This window comes from Nocardioides agariphilus, assembly GCF_015352445.1.
In the GTDB taxonomy this organism is placed as follows: domain Bacteria; phylum Actinomycetota; class Actinomycetes; order Propionibacteriales; family Nocardioidaceae; genus Nocardioides; species Nocardioides agariphilus.
In genome coordinates, this window is sequence record NZ_JADKPO010000017.1 from 1 (window position 1) to 18,596 (window position 18,596).

General features: G+C 67.4%; 12 protein-coding genes. 11 read left to right on the forward strand and 1 reads right to left on the reverse strand.

What is annotated here, in order from left to right:
* Positions 1 to 236 precede the first annotated feature (236 nt).
* Positions 237 to 1,241, reverse strand: coding sequence for an integrase core domain-containing protein (locus ISU10_RS23855; protein WP_370865343.1), 1,005 nt, complete (start codon positions 1,239 to 1,241; stop codon positions 237 to 239).
* Between the two features lie 851 nt (positions 1,242 to 2,092).
* Between ISU10_RS23855 and ISU10_RS13425 the strand changes: the two genes are divergently transcribed.
* The 11 genes from ISU10_RS13425 (at position 2,093) to ISU10_RS13475 (ending at position 18,558) form a co-directional block, all read left to right on the forward strand.
* Positions 2,093 to 2,827 (forward strand): ABC transporter ATP-binding protein, encoded by a 735-nt coding sequence (locus ISU10_RS13425; RefSeq protein WP_194696920.1) that lies wholly within the window; start codon positions 2,093 to 2,095, stop codon positions 2,825 to 2,827.
* Between the two features lie 125 nt (positions 2,828 to 2,952).
* Positions 2,953 to 3,711: an ABC transporter permease gene (locus tag ISU10_RS13430; RefSeq protein WP_194696921.1), complete on the forward strand. Its 759-nt coding sequence runs from the start codon at positions 2,953 to 2,955 to the stop codon at positions 3,709 to 3,711.
* Between the two features lie 94 nt (positions 3,712 to 3,805).
* Positions 3,806 to 4,930 (forward strand): ABC transporter substrate-binding protein, encoded by a 1,125-nt coding sequence (locus tag ISU10_RS13435; protein ID WP_194696922.1) that lies wholly within the window; start codon positions 3,806 to 3,808, stop codon positions 4,928 to 4,930.
* A 6-nt stretch (positions 4,931 to 4,936) separates the two neighbouring features.
* A complete protein-coding gene (locus ISU10_RS13440) occupies positions 4,937 to 6,196 on the forward strand; it encodes a M24 family metallopeptidase (RefSeq protein ID WP_370865345.1) in 1,260 nt (419 codons plus the stop codon).
* Positions 6,197 to 6,269: 73 nt separating this feature from the next.
* Complete coding sequence (locus tag ISU10_RS13445) at positions 6,270 to 8,567, forward strand: LamG domain-containing protein (RefSeq protein WP_194696924.1); 2,298 nt, start codon at positions 6,270 to 6,272, stop codon at positions 8,565 to 8,567.
* A 30-nt stretch (positions 8,568 to 8,597) separates the two neighbouring features.
* On the forward strand, positions 8,598 to 10,802 hold the full coding sequence (locus tag ISU10_RS13450; protein ID WP_194696925.1) for a N,N-dimethylformamidase beta subunit family domain-containing protein: 2,205 nt from the start codon (positions 8,598 to 8,600) through the stop codon (positions 10,800 to 10,802).
* Between the two features lie 151 nt (positions 10,803 to 10,953).
* On the forward strand, positions 10,954 to 11,934 hold the full coding sequence (locus ISU10_RS13455; protein ID WP_194697004.1) for a D-2-hydroxyacid dehydrogenase: 981 nt from the start codon (positions 10,954 to 10,956) through the stop codon (positions 11,932 to 11,934).
* Between the two features lie 19 nt (positions 11,935 to 11,953).
* On the forward strand, positions 11,954 to 12,625 hold the full coding sequence (locus ISU10_RS13460) for a GntR family transcriptional regulator (protein ID WP_194696926.1): 672 nt from the start codon (positions 11,954 to 11,956) through the stop codon (positions 12,623 to 12,625).
* A 193-nt stretch (positions 12,626 to 12,818) separates the two neighbouring features.
* Positions 12,819 to 14,081: an aspartate aminotransferase family protein gene (locus tag ISU10_RS13465; RefSeq protein WP_194696927.1), complete on the forward strand. Its 1,263-nt coding sequence runs from the start codon at positions 12,819 to 12,821 to the stop codon at positions 14,079 to 14,081.
* Positions 14,082 to 14,158: 77 nt separating this feature from the next.
* A complete protein-coding gene (locus ISU10_RS13470; protein ID WP_194696928.1) occupies positions 14,159 to 17,071 on the forward strand; it encodes an FAD-binding and (Fe-S)-binding domain-containing protein in 2,913 nt (970 codons plus the stop codon).
* Positions 17,068 to 18,558: an NAD-dependent succinate-semialdehyde dehydrogenase gene (locus ISU10_RS13475; RefSeq protein ID WP_194696929.1), complete on the forward strand. Its 1,491-nt coding sequence runs from the start codon at positions 17,068 to 17,070 to the stop codon at positions 18,556 to 18,558. Before ISU10_RS13470 ends, ISU10_RS13475 begins: the two co-directional genes overlap by 4 nt.
* Positions 18,559 to 18,596 lie beyond the last annotated feature (38 nt).

Below are 18,596 nucleotides of genomic sequence, written 5' to 3' on the forward strand. Positions count from 1 at the left end.
CGGTGATGACCAGGCGTGCCTTCGACATGGCCGGAGGCTGACGGAGTGTCGCCTATGTCTTGAGACATGCCGTCCGGGATGTCGTGAGACATGTGTCCGGGATGTCCCGAACCAGCACATTGTCGTTTGGGGACTGGTTTGTGGTTGGTAGTCGCGTCTGGGGTCGATGTAGAGCTCTCTGATGAGCTCGCCGGTGGCGGCGTTGACGATCCTGACGTGTAGGTCTTGGACGAGCATCAGGACGCGGGTTCGGGCGTAGGTTCGGCCACGCCGATGTGGCGAATGCGTCCTGCGACGCGCAGCGTGACGTTGCCGGCGATCGAGACGGTGTCGTGTCGGACCCGGTCGTGGCTGTCGGTGCTTCGATCGCCGGTCGGGGTGGCCTTCGGCCTGGCGTTGTAGGCGGTGGCCGGGGTGGCTCGGTTCGGTAGTGAGCGGTGGGGCCGGTTCTGGTTGTAGGTCTCGGCGAAGGCGTCGAGCAGGTCCTGTAGCTCGGCGATCGTGGTCGGCTGGACCGGTTGGGCTTGCAGCCACTTCTTCAGGGTCTGTTGGAAGCGTTCGACCTTGCCGCAGGTGGTGGGGTGGTTGGGCATGCTGTTCTTCTGGATGATGTCGAGGCGGCGTAGCTCGTGCTCGAGGTGGTTGCGGCCGCCGGAGTGGCGGGCGGTGTAGACCATGCCGTTGTCGGTGAGGGTGGTTGCGGGGATGCCGTGTTGACCTGCGGTTTCACGGAAGGTGACAAGGACGATCGGGGTGGTGATCCGGGCCTGGGCTGAGGCGTGCAGGGCGTAGCGGGTGCCGTCGTCGAGCCAACTGATCACCTTGACGTCCCACCCGGGAGTGCCGTCGGGTCGGGTTAATCGGGAGTGGGTGAAGTCGGACTGCCAGCACTCCTTCGGCATCGCGGCCTCGAACGGGATGTAGGAGGACCTGGGCCGTTTCGAGGGGTCCGGGACCACCGCGCCGGAGCGGACGAGGATCCGGTGGATCGTGGCCCGCGACACCGTGAGTTGATGACGGTGGGTCAGGTGCCTGCCGATGCTCTCGGCGCCGGCGTCCAGGACCTGCTCGGCCAGCTCCTTGCGTAACCCCAGCACCAGATCGGCCACGGCGGCATCGGTCGCGGCTGGTGAGGTCAGCGGCCGCCGGGACCGGGGCTTGAACGCGGCCAGGCCCTCGTCTCGGTAGCGGGTCATCAGTCGGCTGATCCAGCTCTGAGAGACCCCGTAGGTGCGGGCCACCTCTGATTGGGAGGCGCCGGCGAGGACCGCGGTGATGACTAGACGTCACTTCGACATGCCCGACGCTGGCCACGCCGGCTATGCCGTATGTCGCGAGACACGCTATGCCGATGTCAACGACGGCGCCGCGACGGTCGCGGTGCGGGTCGTCGGGGTCGCGCGAGTCTTGAGACACCCCATTCCGATGTGTTGAGCCCACCCTCAGCTCCACCCCACCCGATATGTGGTCTGATGCGGCTTTATCTCAAGAAGAGCCACTCGGACTTCTCAATTATGTCAAGCGTTGTCGGCGTTCACGTAACCCCGGCGTACCCCCGCGGATGACCGCGACCTGCGGCGAGGTTCATCGACGAGCACGGTCCGGACCCGGTGCCTCGCCGTGCCGAGCCGGGGGGTCGGGCCAAGCCGATCTGCAGGTGCTGTCCAAGCACAGCTGCAGATCGTCCCGAGCCACCTACAGGGGCCGTTGGGAAGCGACCGGGTGTGTGCCCGGTCAATTGACGACCGCCTGGAGGGCCTCCACGTCGATGGCGAGCGACCTGGTCCTCGACGCCCTGAACATGGGGTCCGTGGCAACCTCACTGCCAGGACATCGATGGCCCGCGGGGCGCAGTACTGGGCCCCGAACCTGCAGAAGACATGATTGTTTTTTTGTTGACAACGGACCAAACCCAACTGTAACTTCGGCCGTACCCGACCGGCAGCGAACGGTCCGCCACACCCAATCGACCCGGACTACTAGGCAGAGGTGGTTTCGCATGGGGCGCGTTCCAACCACGCCGTCGCAGGCCCTCCCGCAGGGCTCGGATGAACGCCAGAGCCCCGTGGGCCTCGAGGTTAGCGACGTGTCGATGAAGTTCGGCGAGAACCTGGTGCTCGACAACGTGTCCTTGAGCGTGAAGCCCGGAGAGTTCACCTGTCTCATCGGAGCCAGTGGATGTGGCAAGTCGACCCTGCTCAACCTCATCGCGGGGTTCACCAAGCCGACGAGCGGCACCCTGAGGGCCGGCGGTGAGCTGATCAAGGCGCCAGGGCCAGAACGCGCCATGGTCTTCCAAGACGACGCCGTCTTTCCCTGGTACACCGTGCACCAAAATGTCGAGTACGGCCTCAAGCTGCGCGGTGTCAGACGCGAGGAGCGTCACGCGGCAACGAAGTCGTTCATCAAGATGGTCGGCTTGGAGGGACGCGAGAAGTCCTATCCCAGCCAGTTGTCCGGAGGCATGCGCAAGCGGGTCGACGTGGCGCGTGCGATTGCGGTGGCTCCTCGCATCCTACTGATGGACGAGCCGTTCGCGGCCTTGGACGCCATCACCAAGGCGAGAATGCAAGAAGAGTTCCTAGATATCTGGGAGAAGCGCCAGACAACCGTCATATTCGTGACCCACGACATCGAAGAGGCGCTGTTCCTCGGCGATCGGATCGTGCTCATGGGCACGCACCCGGGCCGCATCCTGTCCGAGACCATCGTGCCCTTCGCGCGGCCTCGTTCGGAGAAGACCCGCACCATGCCGGAACTGCAGGAGCTCCGGGCCACGCTGCTGCAGCAGCTCAGGATCTCCTCGGCTGGAGGCGATGCGAAGTGAGCAGCCACCCGGATGTCCGAGTGTTGCAACCGCACGAGGAGCTCGCGCCGGATGCGGCCGCGAGTGCGCCGGCCGTACGACCGTGGACGCGCCTGCGCATACCGCGCGCGGTGCAGCTGGTCCTGGTGCCGGCGGCCATCATCGCCGTCTGGATCTTCCTGACGCACGCCGAGCTGGTCGACGAGGTCTACCTGCCGCGTCCCGACACCATGTGGGACCGCGTCGTCACGCTCCGCGCGGAGTTGTGGGAGGCGATCCTCACCTCTGGCTCGATGATTCTCATCGGGACACTCAGCGGTGGGCTCGCCGGGATCTTCGTCGGTCTTCTCTTCGGATTCAGCCGGGTCGCACGCGATCTGTTCGAGTTCACCCTTGACGTCATCCGCCCGGTCCCGATCTTCGCGCTCATTCCGATCTTCATCTTGTGGTTCGGCATCGGTCGTACGCCGCAGATCGCCCTCGTTGCCCTCGGGGTCTTCCTGATCTTGAGCTTCACGACCATCGAGGCGGTGCGAAACGTCGCGAGAATCCACGTGCTCGCAGCGATGACCTGTGGCGCTGATCGTCTCGCGATCTACCGCACGGTGGTAGTCCCGTCCATCCTTCCTCAGATCCTGCTCGGGGTCCGTTTCGGCTTCATCGCCGCTTGGGGCTTGGATGTGGCAGCCGAGTTCTCGGGCTCCGTGCACGGCCTGGGATTCTTCATGATCGTCCGCGGTCAATACCTGGACACCGCTGGTGTCTCAGTCGCCGTCCTCATCTATTGCTCCATGGCCATCATCGTCGACCGAGGGCTCAGGTTCCTCTCGCGCCGACTTTTCCCATGGAGTCCGCGTGGAGGGCATGAAGACCTCGCCGGCGAAATCTTGGGGGGCCGCGGCTGACATTGGCGAGCACCAATACGTCTCAGGTTCGTACCAGGGTTGTACTCGTTACGGAGGAAGAATGAACAAGTCTCTCAAAAAACTCTCGGGAGGTATGGCCACCATTCTCATCAGCGCGCTTGCTCTGACAGCGTGCGGGAGTGACTCGCAGGACTCGGACTCCGACTCTAGCCTCACCACCGTCAAGATCCACACGGAGCCCTATTACGACTACAAGTTCTTCGATGTGGCTCACGAGCTCGGCATCGACAAGGAATTCGGACTGAACATCGAGACCGTCACCTCGGCACAGCAGTTCTCCTACCAGCCTCTCGTGCGGGGTGACGCCGACATCGCCGCGTCGTGTCCGACGTGCATCATCCCGGTCCTCGCCAACCAGCCCGACCTGAAGGACTTCATGGTCAACCAGGAGTTCCGGGGCTTCGTGCCGGTGGGCCGGGCCGAGAACGGCGTCGGCGTGAAGAAGGGCTACGACCAGTTCCTGGAGGAGAGCAACGGCGACGAGGAAGCCGCGATGACGGCGTGGGTGAAGTCGCTCAAGGGAAGCAGCTGGGCCATCGCGAGCGCGATCCAGGCTCCCAACATGAGACTCATGCTCGCCAAGGGTGGCCTCACGCTCGACGACGTGAAGGTGATCGACTTCCCCAACGAGACCACCTCGGCGCTGGCGTTCATCAACGGTGAGGGCGACTACTACTTTGGATCCCTCCCGCAGACCCTGCGACTCGTGACCGCGCCCGAGCTCAAGGACAACTTCGTGACCGCCGGCACCTACAAGCTGTTCCCGCCCGCGTTCGGGAACTTCGCGGCAACCCAGAAGTGGCTGGACGAGAACGAGGACACGGCCCTTCGGCTCTGGGCCGTGTGGCTGCGCGCCGTGAGGTACCTGAACGAGCAGCCCGACGCCGCGCTGGGCATCATCGCGGAGAGCGTGAAGGAGGCCACCGGTGGGCTCTTCACGCCTGAGCAGACCAAGGTTGCCCTGACGGAGTTCAACTTCTACCCGACGGTCGATGAGGTGCAGAAGACGTTCTTCGACGCCGACGCTCCGGCGAACTACCAGAAGGCGAACGCGGAGGTCTACGGAGCCGCCGCCGCGAGCGGGACGATCCCGGAGTCGATGGCATCCGGCGAGGAGACCGAAGTCGCGCAGAAGTACTGGGACCTGCTGCAGGAGCGCCAGGACCTCCTTGACCTGATCGACGCACCGCTGAAGTAGCTCGACGTGACCAGCGCCTCCCTCGCGCGGGGAGGCGCTGGCCACTCGACGCGAACTGCGATCGACGTCAGTGGGGAGGGCAGATCGTTGAACGACGACAGTGTTGCGCTCGGAAGTCTTCACGAGCGGGACCGGCGGTACCGGCTACTGCGCGAGTCGATGGTTGAGAGTGGACTCGATGCGCTGGTCGTCGCCTCGCAGGGCGACGGCACCTCGCATGCCAGGGTCAACTACCTGGCCAAGTACGTCTACCAGGGGTCGGTCGTCATGGTAGTAATGCCCTTGGATGGCAGTCCGATCCTGATCACCGATCCGCTGCCGGTGTGGCCCTCGGGCGACTGGATCGGCGAGGATGACACGCGGGCCGTGACCTGTGTCGGGCGCGAGGTCGGCGAGGTACTCGTGGAGTTGGGCCTGTCGAACGGCCGGATCGGTCTGGTGAGCCGCGATGACGTGCGCGAGTCGGACTACCGGGCGATCGCCGAGGCGGTGCCCGACGCCCACCTGGTCGACGCGCGAGAGGTGTTCGAACGCGTCAGCCTGATCAAGTCGGGAGCCGAGTTCGAGGCCTACCGGTCGACCGCGCTGATCGCCAAGAGGGCGGTGAAAGCCTTGGAGGCGTCGCTCTCGCCGGGCCGGTCCGAAAGGGACGTGGTCGCAGAGGCCCATCGCCTCCTGCGGCTGTTCGGGTGCGGACCTTCTGTCATCGCGATCGCCAAGCGTCCCTTCGCCACCAGGGGTCGCCTTCGCTCCAGCGGGTTCCGTGCGCCGACCGACCAGACGATCGTGCGGCAAGACGTCGTGGTCTTCGAGTTCGACGTCACGGGTCCTGACGGTTACGGCGTCGAGTTCAGGCGCGTCTACAGCTTTGAGCCGCTGGATGAGCCGAGCACGCAGTTCCTCGCCTGGCGCGAGGAGGTCTTCGAAGCCTGCATGAAGGTCATGAGACCAGGCGTGAACATCCAGCAGGTGGACCAGGTCGTGCGCAGCATGAGTGTCGCGAAGGGGTACGAGGACACCCGTCTCTCGCCCCAGTGGCACGTGCACGGTCTGGGGCTTGGTCTCGAGCCGCCCTTCGTGCCCGGGCCGGACCTGACGCTGCGAGCCGGGATGGTCATGGTGTTGCACCCCATCCTCAGGCTCGGCGCGAAAGAGATGGCCACGGTCGGTGATCTCGGTCCGTCCGACAGCGTGCTGATCACCGACACCGGCTGCGAAAGGCTCGTCGATCCCGTCGACAGCATGTGTGTGGTGCTGTCGCCTTAACCGGCCTGCCCGCTGCCTCTCGAGACCGCCCCGTGGTTAGGCCCCCCGTTCCAGCCGTTCAGGAAGGAAGTGCATGTCGCTGAGCCGTGGTCGCTCGTCGCTGCCCCCCCGGATCCCATGGCGCGGCCCCGCTGAGAAGAGGGTGATCGGCTACACCGACCACCTCAGTGTCGCGCCCGGGGAGACGGTGGCCTTCAAGGTGTCGTGCTCCGAGCCCAGCTACTCGGTTGCGCACGTCCGGCTGCGCCACGGGGACGATAGCCCCGCTGGTCCCGGGTTCAAGGAGCGGCTCGTCGCCTCGTCGATCGACGGGACGTACCAGGGTCGCGTCCAGACGATCGAGACCGGCTCCTATGTCGAGGTGGGCGACCACGCCGCCCTGAACCTCGCCAGCTTCACGCTCACCGCCTGGGTGGAACCGTGGCGCCCAGCTCGAGGGCATCCGCAGGCCCTGGTCGCCAAGTGGGACGACGCGGTTCAGGCCGGGTACGCCATGGTGCTGAACGCCGACGGCGAGCTCGCCTTGTGGGTGGGCGAGGCCGGCGGAGGCACTGCCTCGCTGCGCACCGGCGTCCCCCTCCGGCGCCGAGGCTGGTACTTCGTGGCGTGTTCGTACGACGAGGCCACCGCGACAGCGAGCCTGCACCAGTTGCCGGCTCGTCGCGGACTGTTCTCGGACGACGACGTCGTCCTCGCCCGGGCCCTCGATCCCAGGCCTGCGGGCGTCAGCGGCGGTGCGTTCCGGATCGCTGCCTACAGCGGCAAGGGTGGGACGGCGGACGGGCTCTTCGATGGCAAGATCGAAGGACCGGCGGTGTTCGACCGGGCGCTGTCGGCGAGCGAGCTCACCGCGATCGGTTCCCGGCAGTCGGAGGTGCACCCCGTCGCAGCGTGGGACTTCGGTGTGGGCATCGACGGCTCAGTCGCACACGACGGCGGTCCGCACGGTCTGCACGGGTCATGCCGAAACCGCCCGTCCCGAGCCGTGACGGGCGCTACCTGGTCCGGGGAGGAGAGCGACTGGACCCATGCTCCGGACCAGTACGCCGCCATCCACTTCCATAGCGACGATCTGGAGGACGCGCGCTGGGAGACCGACTTCGCGGTGACGGTTCCTGGTGGGACCCGGAGTGGGATCTACGCCGCCCGACTCGCCGCGGGCGACTCCGAAGACCACGTGGCGTTCGTCGTGAAGGCGCCGGTCGGCCGGCCCTCGGCCGGCGCTCTCGTGCTCCTGCCCACCTTGACCTATCAAGCCTACGCCAACGCCCAGCACTGGGCCGGGGAGGTCGCCAAGCTCGTCCAGGCCGAGGACGCCTTCGTCGCCGCGCGCAACCTTCTGAGCCTCTACGACAACCACCGAGACGGGCAGGCGACCTACTACGCCTCGCGGCTGCGGCCGATGACGTCCCTCCGGCCCAAGTACTACGTGCCCCACCTGGGCGCGCCGGCCCGCCTGGCCTCGGACCTGATGCTCGTCGACTGGCTCGAGGAAAAGGGCTTCGACTACGACGTCTGCATCGACGAGGATCTGCACTTCGACGGCCTCGAGCGACTCGCCCCGTACAAGGTCCTCATCCTGGGCTCGCACCCGGAGTACTGGACCAAGCAGATGCTCGACGCGGTCGAGGCCTATTTCGGGCAGGGCGGCCGCGTGATGTACCTGGGTGGAGAGTGCTGCTACTGGGTGACGAGTCTGGCACCGGACGCCAGCCACGTGATGGAGGTCCGCAAGGGTCCGATCGGGAGCCGGTCGACCGCGGCTCTGCGCGGTGAGTACCACCACAGCACCACCGGCGAGCAGGGCGGGATGTGGCGGCTTCGGCACCGGACGCCGCAGGAGCTCGTCGGCGTGGGGTTCACCTCCTGGAGCCCTGGTCACGGTGCGCCGTACCGTCGCATGCCCGACAGCTGGAACCCTCGCGCGGCGTTCATCTTCGAGGGCGTCGGCGAGAACGAGCTGATCGGCGACTTCGGCTTGGTGACGGGTGCTGCGGCTGGCTACGAGATCGACAGCCTGGACTTCGACAGCGGCACCCCGTCACACGCCCTGCTGCTGGCGTCCTCCGTCGGGCTGCACGACGACGAGTTCGTCGTAGCGGTGGAGGACGTGCTCGACATCTCGCAGATCCCGACCATGAGGGACTCCCACGTGAGATCGGACATCGTGTACTTCGAGACCGACGCGGGAGGGGCTGTCTTCTCGACGGGCTCGATCGCCTGGACCGGCAGCCTCTCGCACGACAACTACTCCAACAACGTCTCGAGAATCACCGAGAACGTCATGCGCCGGTTCGTCGCCGACGACCCGATCCCCGGCTTCACGACGGCCCCGACCCGTGGGCTCGACCCGCTGAGCCCGACCCCGTGAGCCAGCACACCCACGACCGGAGGAGCCGTCTTGGAAGCGCCTAGCGCGAAAGGTCTCGTCGGCTATGCCGACCAGCTCTCGGTCGCCCAGGGTGGCGAGATCGAGGTGAAGGTCAGCTGCGAGCAAGCCGAGTACGACGCGAAGGTCGTCCGGTTGGACTCCGGCTGCGTCACCCGGACGGGCGAGGGCATGCAGGAGGTGGACGTCGCCTCGCCGGCCGACGGCCGCCACCGCGGGCGTCGCCAGGACTTGCGGATGGGGTCGTACATGGTGGCGGCCTGCCCCGTCGAGCTGCTCGGGACGCAGATCAGCTTGGGGGCGTGGATTCAGCCGACTCTCGTCGGAGAGCACCCGCGATGCGTCATCTCCAGGCGCGATCCAGCAGATGGTCGCGGGCTCGCCCTCGTCGTGGGAGTCGACGGACATCTCGAGCTGTGGGTGGGAGACGGGCAAGCCCCCGAGGTGCGCCATGTCGTGCCTGACCCGGTCCTCCTGGGTGGCTGGACGTTCGTCGCAGCCGCGGTGGACCTGGAGGCCGGCCGCGTCATCGTGGTGCAGCGGCCACTCAGAACCTGGCCGGGGGTCGCGCAGCCCGTCGTGATCCATCGCGAGGTCGCAGCGACAGCGGTCGGTCAGCCTGCCGACCAGAGCGTGTACGTCGGCGCGAGAGCCGATTCCGAGGTGGGGACGGCAGGTCACTTCGATGGCAAGATCGAGTCGCCCTTCGTCGTCAACGCCATGCTGACCGCCGACGAGCTCCATGCCCTCGCCGAGGGGGAGTCCCTCGAGGAGGATCCGCGACTCGTCGCCCTCTGGGACTTCTCGCGCGACATCTCGACGAGCACCGCGCGCGAAGTCTCCCCCCACCGCTTGGACGGCGAGCTGCAGAACATGCCGGCGCGTGCCGTAACGGGGCACCACTGGTCCGGAAGGGAGCTGAACTGGACGCTTTGTCCGACCGAGTACGCGGCCATCCACTTCCACTCCGACGACCTGGCCGACGCGGGCTGGGCGACGGACTTCGTGATCCCTGTCGAACCCGCCATGCCATCGGGCGTCTACGCGGTTCGACTTGAGGCGGACGGAGTGACAGATCACGTGCCGTTCGTGGTCAGACCCGCCGACTACGAGACCGCAGCAAGAGTCCGCGTCCTGCTGCCCACGCTGACCTATCAGGCCTACGCGAACGCTCACGTCTTCGATGCGGAGTCGACGGCGCCGCCGCAGAAGGAGGACAAGTACATCGCGGCAAACGGCCTGAGGGGCCTCTACGACCATCATGCCGACGGCAGCCCGACGTACTACGCGTCGCGGCTGCAGCCCACGTCGATCAGGCCCTCCTACTTCGCCCAGAACATCCAGGCCCCCGCACGGCTCAGTGCCGATCTCCACCTGATCGGCCTGCTGAAAAAGATGCAGATCCCGTTCGACGTCATCACCGACGAGGACCTTCACCGCGACGGTGTGCAGACGCTGGCGAACTGCTCGGCACTCGTGACGGGCTCGCACCCCGAGTACTGGACCGGCGACATGATGGCGGCCCTCGACAACTTCCTGCTCGGCGGCGGGAACCTCGCCTACCTGGGCGGTAACGGCGCCTACTGGGTGACGAGTCTGGCCCCCGACAACCACGCTGTCATGGAGGTCCGGCGCGGTTTCGCGGGCAGCCGGACCACCACGACCCTTCCGGGGGAGTGCGTGCACAGCACCTCCGCGGAGTGGGGCGGTCTGTGGCGGCACCGTGGCCAGGCGCCACAGAGGAGACTGGGTGTCGGCATGACGGCCTGGGGGGCGAGCACCGGCGCCGGCTATCGAAGGCTGCCCGCCAGCGAGGACCCGCGAGCATCCTTCGTCTTCTCGGGTGTCGACGACGACCTCATCGGCGACTTCGGGCTCATCCTGGGTGGCGCCTCGGGGTACGAGATCGACCGCTACGACATCGACCTCGGTAGTCCTCCGCACGCGCTCGTCCTCGCCACCTCCGCCGGACTGCTCGGCGCGGACTACGTGCCGGCGATCGAGGAGCTGACCGATGTCGCGGGCCTCGAGGACGCCATTCCCGAGCTCGTGAGGGCGGACATGGTCTTCTACGAGACCGGGCACGGCGGCGCGGTGTTCTCGACCGGCTCGGTCTCGTGGATCGGCAGCCTGCCCCACCATGACTACGACAACAACGTCGCCAGCATCACCGCGAACGTGGTGCGGCGCTTCTCCTCGGGGCAGCCGTTCGCCTAGCCGGTGGGAGCACAGGGCGGCGGACCGCGACCGCGCCGTGCAGGCTCTTGGCAGATCCTCAGGATACCTGTAGATTGTTGACACTGCGAGATTCCTACGATAATGCGCACCGGCGGTTCCGAGGAGGTGTTCAGTGGCTCCGTTGACCGAGATGCGCCGGATCGTGGTTCTCGGTCGTACCGCTGCTGACCGGCCCCCATACCTGGAGGAGCTGGCCGGACGAGTGCATCTCGATTACTGCGACAGCGAGTCCTTGGCGCGAGCCCTGCCCGGCGCGGAGGCGCTCTTCTTATGGGATTTCTTCTCCTCGTCGTTGGAGAAGGCGTGGGGGTCGGCCAGCGACCTGAGGTGGGTGCACGTGTCGGCTGCAGGCGTCGACACGCTGCTGTTCCCCGAGCTGGTGGAGTCGCCGGTTATCGTCACCAACGCCCGCGGAGTCTTCGACCGCCCGATCGCCGAGTACGTTCTGGCCGCTCTGCTGGCGGTCGCCAAGGACCTCCGGGCCACCTACGAGCTGCAGGCCAGACGCGAGTGGCGGCACCGTGAGACTCAAGACCTCCGCGGAAGTCGCGCCCTCGTCGTCGGAACCGGCGCCATCGGTCGTGAGATCGCCCGGCTTCTGAGCGCGGTGGGTGTCGAGGTCCGCGGAGCCGGGAGAACCGAGCGGCCCGACGACCCGGACTTCGGACACGTCGTGTCGAGCGCCGATCTCAACCAGCACGTCGGCTGGGCGGATGATGTCATCGCCGTCGCGCCGCTGAATGACTCGACGCGGGGCATGTTCGACCGGGATACTTTCGCCGCCATGAAGAATTCCGCCCATTTCGTCAATGTCGGGCGTGGTGGGCTCGTGGTCGAAGCCGACTTGATTGGGGCTCTCGAACGCGGCGATATCGCGCATGCGACCTTGGATGTCGTCGCCGAGGAGCCTCTCAGGGCACAGAGTCCCCTGTGGACCATGGATGGGGTAACTATCACCGCGCATATGAGTGGCGATACGCACGGGTGGCGCGAGCGGCTGGCGCGACAGTTCGTCGACAACGCCGTGGCCTGGCTCGAAGGCAGGAGCTTGGACCACGTGGTCGACAAGTCGGGAGCCAGTGGGGGAAGCCGCGTCGGAGACGGCGCCTAGGATCGGGGGGCTGGAGAGCATGGTCACGTCAGATTGGGAGTTCACGCCGGTCGTTCAGCAGTCCACTCCCGGACTCATCGCACAGCAGCTTCGGGAGAGCCTGATCTCGGGGAAGATCACGGCCGGCTCCCAGCTCAGTGAGGCCGCGCTCGCCAAGGCCTTCGGCGTCAGTCGCGGACCCCTGCGGGAGGCGATGCAGCGGCTGCTCCAAGAGGGCCTTCTTCGCAGCGAGCGCAACCGCGGCATCTTCGTCAAGGAGTTGACTCAAGACGACATCGCCGACATCTACGACGCGCGCAGTGCGATCGAGAGTGCAGCCCTGCGGATGGTGGTGAGCCGGGGTGCCTCGGCCGACCTCAGCAAGCTGCGCCAGGCCTGCGCCAACCTCGCCAAGGCCGCCGCGTCGGGAGAGCGCCAGTCCGTCAGTGACGCTGATCTGTCGTTCCACGCCGCGCTCGTCAATGCTTCAGGCAGTCCCCGCCTGGTCCGGATGCAGGCGACCCTGCTCGCCGAGACCAGGATGTGCATCACTGCCCTCGAAGCCACGCAGGACGACGTGGCGACGGTGGTCGACGAGCACCGCCTCATCCTCGAGGCGTTGGAGTCCGGCTCGCTGGAGACCGCCCTGGAGCGGCTCCAGGATCACATGCAGGACGGCGTCATGCGCCTGCAGCGCGCAGAAGAGGTGTGAGCCCACACCTCTTGAGCACTCACCGGTCGTCCGTCCCGGCGACCGACTGTCGGCATGCGCACTGCCAACTCTCTAATTGTTGACAATCTGCTCACGAAGTCGCATGCTGGAGCGGCCGCGACGCGTTCGAGGGCATTCGAGCCCCAGTCGAGCATCAGTCGAGCGCAGCCGACCCGACAAGACGAGGAACTGCATGGCCAACTTGAGTCCGCTGCTGAAGCAGGCCACCCCGGTGGTCGTCGACTACGCGCTGGGAAGCATCGTGCGCGGGACCGACGGCCGGGACTACCTGGACTTCACCACGGGGATCGGCGTCACCAGCACGGGACACTGTCACCCGCGAGTGGTCGCGGCCGCGCGTGAGCAGGTCGGCAAGATCATCCACGCCCAGTACACGACGATAATGCATCGACCGCTGTTGGAGCTGACCGAGAAGCTGGGGGAGGTCCTCCCGCCCGGACTCGACTCCGTCTTCTACGCCAACTCCGGGTCGGAGGCGGTCGAGGCCGCCATCCGCCTGGCGCGCATGGCGACCGGTCGGCCGAACATCGTGGTCTTCCAGGGCGGGTTCCACGGGCGCACCGTGGCGGCGGCCTCCTTGACGACCGCCGGCACGAGGTTCTCGGCAGGCTTCTCCCCCCTCATGGGAGGGGTGCACATGGCCCCGTTCCCCTATGCCTACCGCTACGGGCTCGATGAGGCATCCGCCGTCGCTCTCGCCCTACGAGAGCTGGACTACCTGTTCGTGACGCGGACGGCACCCGAGGACACGGCTGCCTTCCTGATCGAGCCGGTCCTCGGGGACGGTGGCTACCTGCCGACTCCGCCTGCGTTCATGGAGGGACTCCGGGAGCGCGCGGACCGCTACCAGATCCAGCTGATCTTCGACGAGGTGCAGGCCGGCGTCGGACGCACCGGCAAGTTCTGGGGGCACCAGCACTCCTCCGCGTTTCCGGACATCCTCGTCACCGCCAAGGGCATTGCATCCGGATTCCCGATCTCGGCCATCGCCGCGCCGGAGCAAACCATGTCGAAGGGTTGGCCCGGCTCCCAGGGCGGGACTTACGGAGGCAACGCCGTGGCTGCGGCTGCTGCGGTGGCCACGCTCGAGGTGATCGAGAACGAGGGGCTCGTGGACAACGCGCGCCAGCGCGGGCAGCAGCTCGGGGAGGCACTCGAGCCGTTGCGGGACCGCTTCGCGTTCATCGGCGACGTCCGTGGTCTGGGCCTCATGCAGGGCATCGAGTTCACTGCAGCCGATGGCACTCCTGATGCGGCCAGCGCCGCGGCGGTCCAGTCGGAGACGACACGACAGGGGTTGCTGACACTCACCTGTGGCCCGGTCGGCAACGTCGTACGGCTGATTCCTGCGCTCAACGTCACCGATTCCGAGATCGCTCTCGGCGTCGAGCGGTTCACTGCGGCCGTGGAGGTGGTGGCGGAGAAGTCTACCTAGCGCGAGCCTGATGCGCTCCACGCTCAAGATCGAAACCCTGACATCGTCGAAGGACCGCCTCGTGAACAAGAGGAACCATGGCTGACGTCGTGGATCGCCTGGTCGCGCACGTCGCGAGGTCCTGCGCGGTGGAGATCGACGTCACCTCCCGTGCCCGTGTCGAGTACAGCTACGACGCCTCCAACTACCGGGTCGCGCCAGGCGCAGTGGCCTTCCCGCGCTCGCCGGACGAGGTCAGCGAGCTTCTCGCCTCGTGCCACCGGGTGGGTCTGGCGGTGACCGCACGGGGCGGCGGTACCTCCATGGCCGGCAACGCCGTCGGGCGGGGGATGGTCGTCGACTTCTCGCGCTACATGAACCGGATCGTTCGGATCGACGAGGCTTCGAGGAGCGCCGTCGTCGAGCCTGGCGCGGTCTTGTCGGTGCTGTCGCAGGAGGTGAGCGCGCAGACCGGCGGGAGGCTGACCTTCGCGCCCGACCCGTCGAGCAGCTCGCGAGCGACGGTGGGTGGGTCGGTCGCCAACGATGCCTGTGGCAACCACTCGGTGCGGCACGGGCGGACGAGCGACCATGTCCTCTCGCTGGACCTCGTGCTGGCCGACGGCGTGCGGGTGACGGCCGACCGATCCGGCCTGGCGGCGACAGACGCCGACGACGCGGTGGCGGTGGAGCGTGCAGAGCAGATCACTCACCAGCTCGAGCAGTTGACGCGCGACCACCTGGGCGAGTTTCGACTCGAGCTGGACAGGATCCCGCGCCAGGTCTCGGGGTTCCACCTGTCCCATCTGCTGCCCGAGCGCGGCTTCGACGTCGCGCGCGCACTCGTGGGCAGCGAGGGAGCGTGTGCCGTCGTCGTCAGTGCGACCGTCGCCCTCGTGGACGTGGCGCCCTCGGCACTGCTCATGGTCCTCGGGTACCACGACGTCGTCGAGGCAGCTCGCGACGTGCCGACCATCTTGCGCTACTCGCCGGCCGCCGTGGAGGGCATCGACGTGACGATCGTCGAGACGATGCGGGCGCGTCGGGGCCCCGACTCCGTCGCGGCGTTGCCCGACGGGCGGGCCTGGCTGTTCGTCGACCTCGACGGCGAGAACAGCGAGGCGGTGGCGGCGCGAGGTGGCGAACTCATCGCCGAGCTGGGCGAGCTCGGTCGCCTCGTCGACAGTCTCGGCGTGAGCGACGCCGACGCGCGCAAGGGCTTGTGGCGGGTCCGGGAGGACGGCGCGGGTCTGTCGTCCCGCATCGCACGCGACGACGGGAGCGTCGTCACCACCTGGCCCGGTTGGGAGGACTCGGCCGTCGCTCCGGAGAGGCTGGCCGACTACCTCAGCGACTTCCGGCTGCTGCTGCAGCAGTTCGGGCTCGTCGGCGTCATGTACGGCCACTTCGGCGCCGGATGCATGCACATCCGCATCAACTTCGACCTGGCCAGCGAGCAGGGGCGCTCGGAGATGGCGCGCTTCCTGCGCGCTGCGGCCAGGCTCGTGGTGGCCCACGGCGGGACGCTGTCGGGCGAGCACGGCGACGGTCGGGCACGGTCGGAGCTGCTGTCGGAGATGTACTCACCGGCACTCATGGCGGCGTTCGGCACCTTCAAGCGGATCTTCGACCCCGAGCAGCTGTTGAACCCCGGAGTGATCGTCAACCCGCCATCGATGACTGCGGATCTGGCCTTGGCGGAGCCACCGGCCCGGGACTGGGTCACGGCCTTCGACTTCGGCCAGGGTGAGAGCCGGTCCGCGGGTGGATTCCCCGAGGCCCTCCATCGCTGCATCGGCATCGGCCGCTGTCGCTCGCACTCCGGCGGGGTGATGTGTCCGAGCTTCCGTGCGACGGGAGCCGAGAAGGACTCCACCCGGGCTCGTGCTCGCGTCCTCCAGGAGATGGTGCGAGGAACGGGCAACCTGGCCGATGGATGGCGAGCCGAGGAGGTCTTGGAGGTCCTCGATCTCTGCCTGTCCTGCAAGGCGTGCTCCAGCGACTGCCCCACAGGCGTCGACATGGCGACGTACAAGGCGGAGTTCCTGCACCACCACTACGCCGGCCGGCGGCGACCGCTGTCGCACTACTCCTTGGGCTGGCTGCCGGTCCTGTTGAGTGCGACATCGAGACTGTCCAGGATCGCCAACGCCGTCCTGTCGAGTCCCGTGAGGCCGCTCGTGCTCCGGCTCGGCGGCCTCACCCCCCAGCGCTCCCTGCCGCACTTCACGTCGCGGCGCGCACTGAGGAGCGCCCTCGGTGCACCGTCGGGCGGCAGCGAGGCTGCCGATGTCGTCCTGGTGGTCGACACCTTCACCAAGGCCTTCAGGCCCGAGGTGGCGGGCGCCGCGCGGCGGGTGCTGGAATCACACCGGTCGGCCGAGATCCGCACGGATGTCTGCTGTGGCCTGACGTGGGTCTCGACGGGGCAGCTCGCAATGGCGAGGAAGCGTATGAGCCGCACCGTCGCGGCTCTCGACGACGGCTCCGACCGGCCTGTCGTGGTGATCGAGCCGAGCTGCGCTGCGGCTCTGCGCAAGGACCTCCCCGAGCTGCTGGGGTCGGATGCCGCTCACCGGGTCGCCGGTCGCGTACGCAGCTTCGCCCAGCAGGTGAGCGCCCAGGTCGCCGAGGGGTGGCTTCCCCGTACGCCGGTGCCGCCCGAGGTCACGGTCCAGACGCACTGTCATGAGTACGCCGTCTTCGACGCGCAGACCCAGCGAGGCGCGTTGCGCGCAGTCGGCGTCTCGACCATCCGAGAGGCCACAGGGTGCTGTGGAGTCGCTGGCAACTTCGGCTTCGAACCCCAGCACTACGACCTCAGCATGTGGGTGGCTGAACAAGGTCTGGCCCCCGCCCTGCGGGCCGCGCCGGACGCCCCGGTCCTGACCGACGGGTTCAGCTGTCACATGCAGGTCAGGCAGCTCACCGGGCGCCATGCGCCCTCAGCGTCTGCGCACCTCGCGCAGCTTCTCGACCCCGCCGACGATCACGGAGGAACCCGACCATGAGCAACTCGAGCGCGCTCGTCCCCATCTCGCTTGGCGAGCCTGTCCCCACCGGGCTGCTGATCGGTGGTCGGTGGTCGGAGTCGCCGGGCGGGCTCACGTTCGACGTCGAGAACCCTGCTACCGGCGAGAGCCTGGCCACGATCGCCGACGGCGACCTCGAGGATGCGGCGGCCGCTCTGGACGCGGCCGTCGAGGCGCAGGCATCCTGGGGCCGCACGCCACCGCGGGTCCGGAGCGAGATCCTGCGGCGTGCCTTCGAGCTGGTCACCGAGCGCAGTGACTGGTTCGCCGAGATCATGACCTTGGAGATGGGAAAGCCCCTGCCGGATGCCAGGGGCGAGGTGGCCTATGCCGCCGAGTTCCTGCGCTGGTTCTCCGAAGAGGCCGTGCGCATCTCCGGCGACCACGGCACGACCGGGGACGGCGCCAACCGGATCATCGTGACCCGGGAGCCCGTGGGGCCTTGCGTGCTCATCACCCCCTGGAACTTCCCGCTGGCGATGGGGACGCGCAAGATCGCGCCCGCCGTGGCGGCGGGTTGCACCATGGTGCTCAAGCCGGCCGCGCAGACGCCCCTGACGTCGCTGGCTCTCGCCGCGACGATGCAGGAGGCCGGGCTGCCGCCAGGCGTGCTGAACGTCGTCACCACCACGAAGGCCGACGCGGTCGTCGAACGCTGGATGACCGATGGTCGGGCTCGCAAGATCAGCTTCACCGGATCTACGCAGGTGGGCAGGCTCCTGCTGCGGCGAGCGGCAGACACGGTGATGCGTGCCTCGATGGAGCTGGGAGGGAACGCGCCCCTGATCGTGTGCGCCGATGCCGACCTCGACGTCGCCGTGCAGGGAGCCCTGGCGGCCAAGATGCGCAACATGGGGGAGGCCTGCACGGCAGCGAACCGCATCTACGTGCACAGGAGCCTCGCCAGCGTGTTCAGCGCGCAGCTGGCCACGGCCATGTCGCAGCTCCGGGTCGGCAACGGCCTCGACGATGGAGTCGCGGTCGGACCCCTGATCGACTCTGCCGGCCGCGAGAAGGTGCAGCGCCTGGTCGACGACGCCCGGGACAGGGGCGCGCAGGTGCTGACCGGCGGGGTCGTCCCGGAGGGGCGCGGATACTTCTACCCGCCCACGGTCCTCACCGACGTCTCCACCGACTCGGCGATGATGTCGGAGGAGATCTTCGGACCCGTAGCGCCGGTCGTGCCGTTCGACGACGAGGACGAGGTGGTCCGGATCGCCAACGACACCGAGTGGGGTCTGGTCGGGTACGTGTTCACCACGAATCTCGATCGCGCCTTCGACCTCAGCGAACGCCTCGAGGTCGGGATGGTCGGCCTCAACACGGGCATCGTCTCCAATCCCGCGGCGCCGTTCGGCGGGGTCAAGCAGTCCGGAATCGGTCGCGAGGGGGGTCGGGTCGGCATCGAGGAGTTCCTCGAATACAAGTACATCGCCCTGCCGCGGCGACCGGGCCCGAAGAGCTGAAGTGGCCCCTCGGACCGGCGGCTGCAGATAGTTGACAA

What these genes read in the sequence shown, in the direction of transcription:
- ISU10_RS13475 (WP_194696929.1), top strand. Translation starts at nt 17,068, where the DNA reads ATGAGCAACTCGAGCGCGCTCGTCCCCATCTCGCTTGGCGAGCCTGTC.
- ISU10_RS13465 (WP_194696927.1), top strand. Translation starts at nt 12,819, where the DNA reads ATGGCCAACTTGAGTCCGCTGCTGAAGCAGGCCACCCCGGTGGTCGTC.
- ISU10_RS13425 (WP_194696920.1), top strand. Translation starts at nt 2,093, where the DNA reads ATGAAGTTCGGCGAGAACCTGGTGCTCGACAACGTGTCCTTGAGCGTG.
- ISU10_RS13435 (WP_194696922.1), top strand. Translation starts at nt 3,806, where the DNA reads ATGGCCACCATTCTCATCAGCGCGCTTGCTCTGACAGCGTGCGGGAGT.
- ISU10_RS13460 (WP_194696926.1), top strand. Translation starts at nt 11,954, where the DNA reads ATGGTCACGTCAGATTGGGAGTTCACGCCGGTCGTTCAGCAGTCCACT.
- ISU10_RS13445 (WP_194696924.1), top strand. Translation starts at nt 6,270, where the DNA reads ATGTCGCTGAGCCGTGGTCGCTCGTCGCTGCCCCCCCGGATCCCATGG.
- ISU10_RS13455 (WP_194697004.1), top strand. Translation starts at nt 10,954, where the DNA reads ATGCGCCGGATCGTGGTTCTCGGTCGTACCGCTGCTGACCGGCCCCCA.
- ISU10_RS13470 (WP_194696928.1), top strand. Translation starts at nt 14,159, where the DNA reads ATGGCTGACGTCGTGGATCGCCTGGTCGCGCACGTCGCGAGGTCCTGC.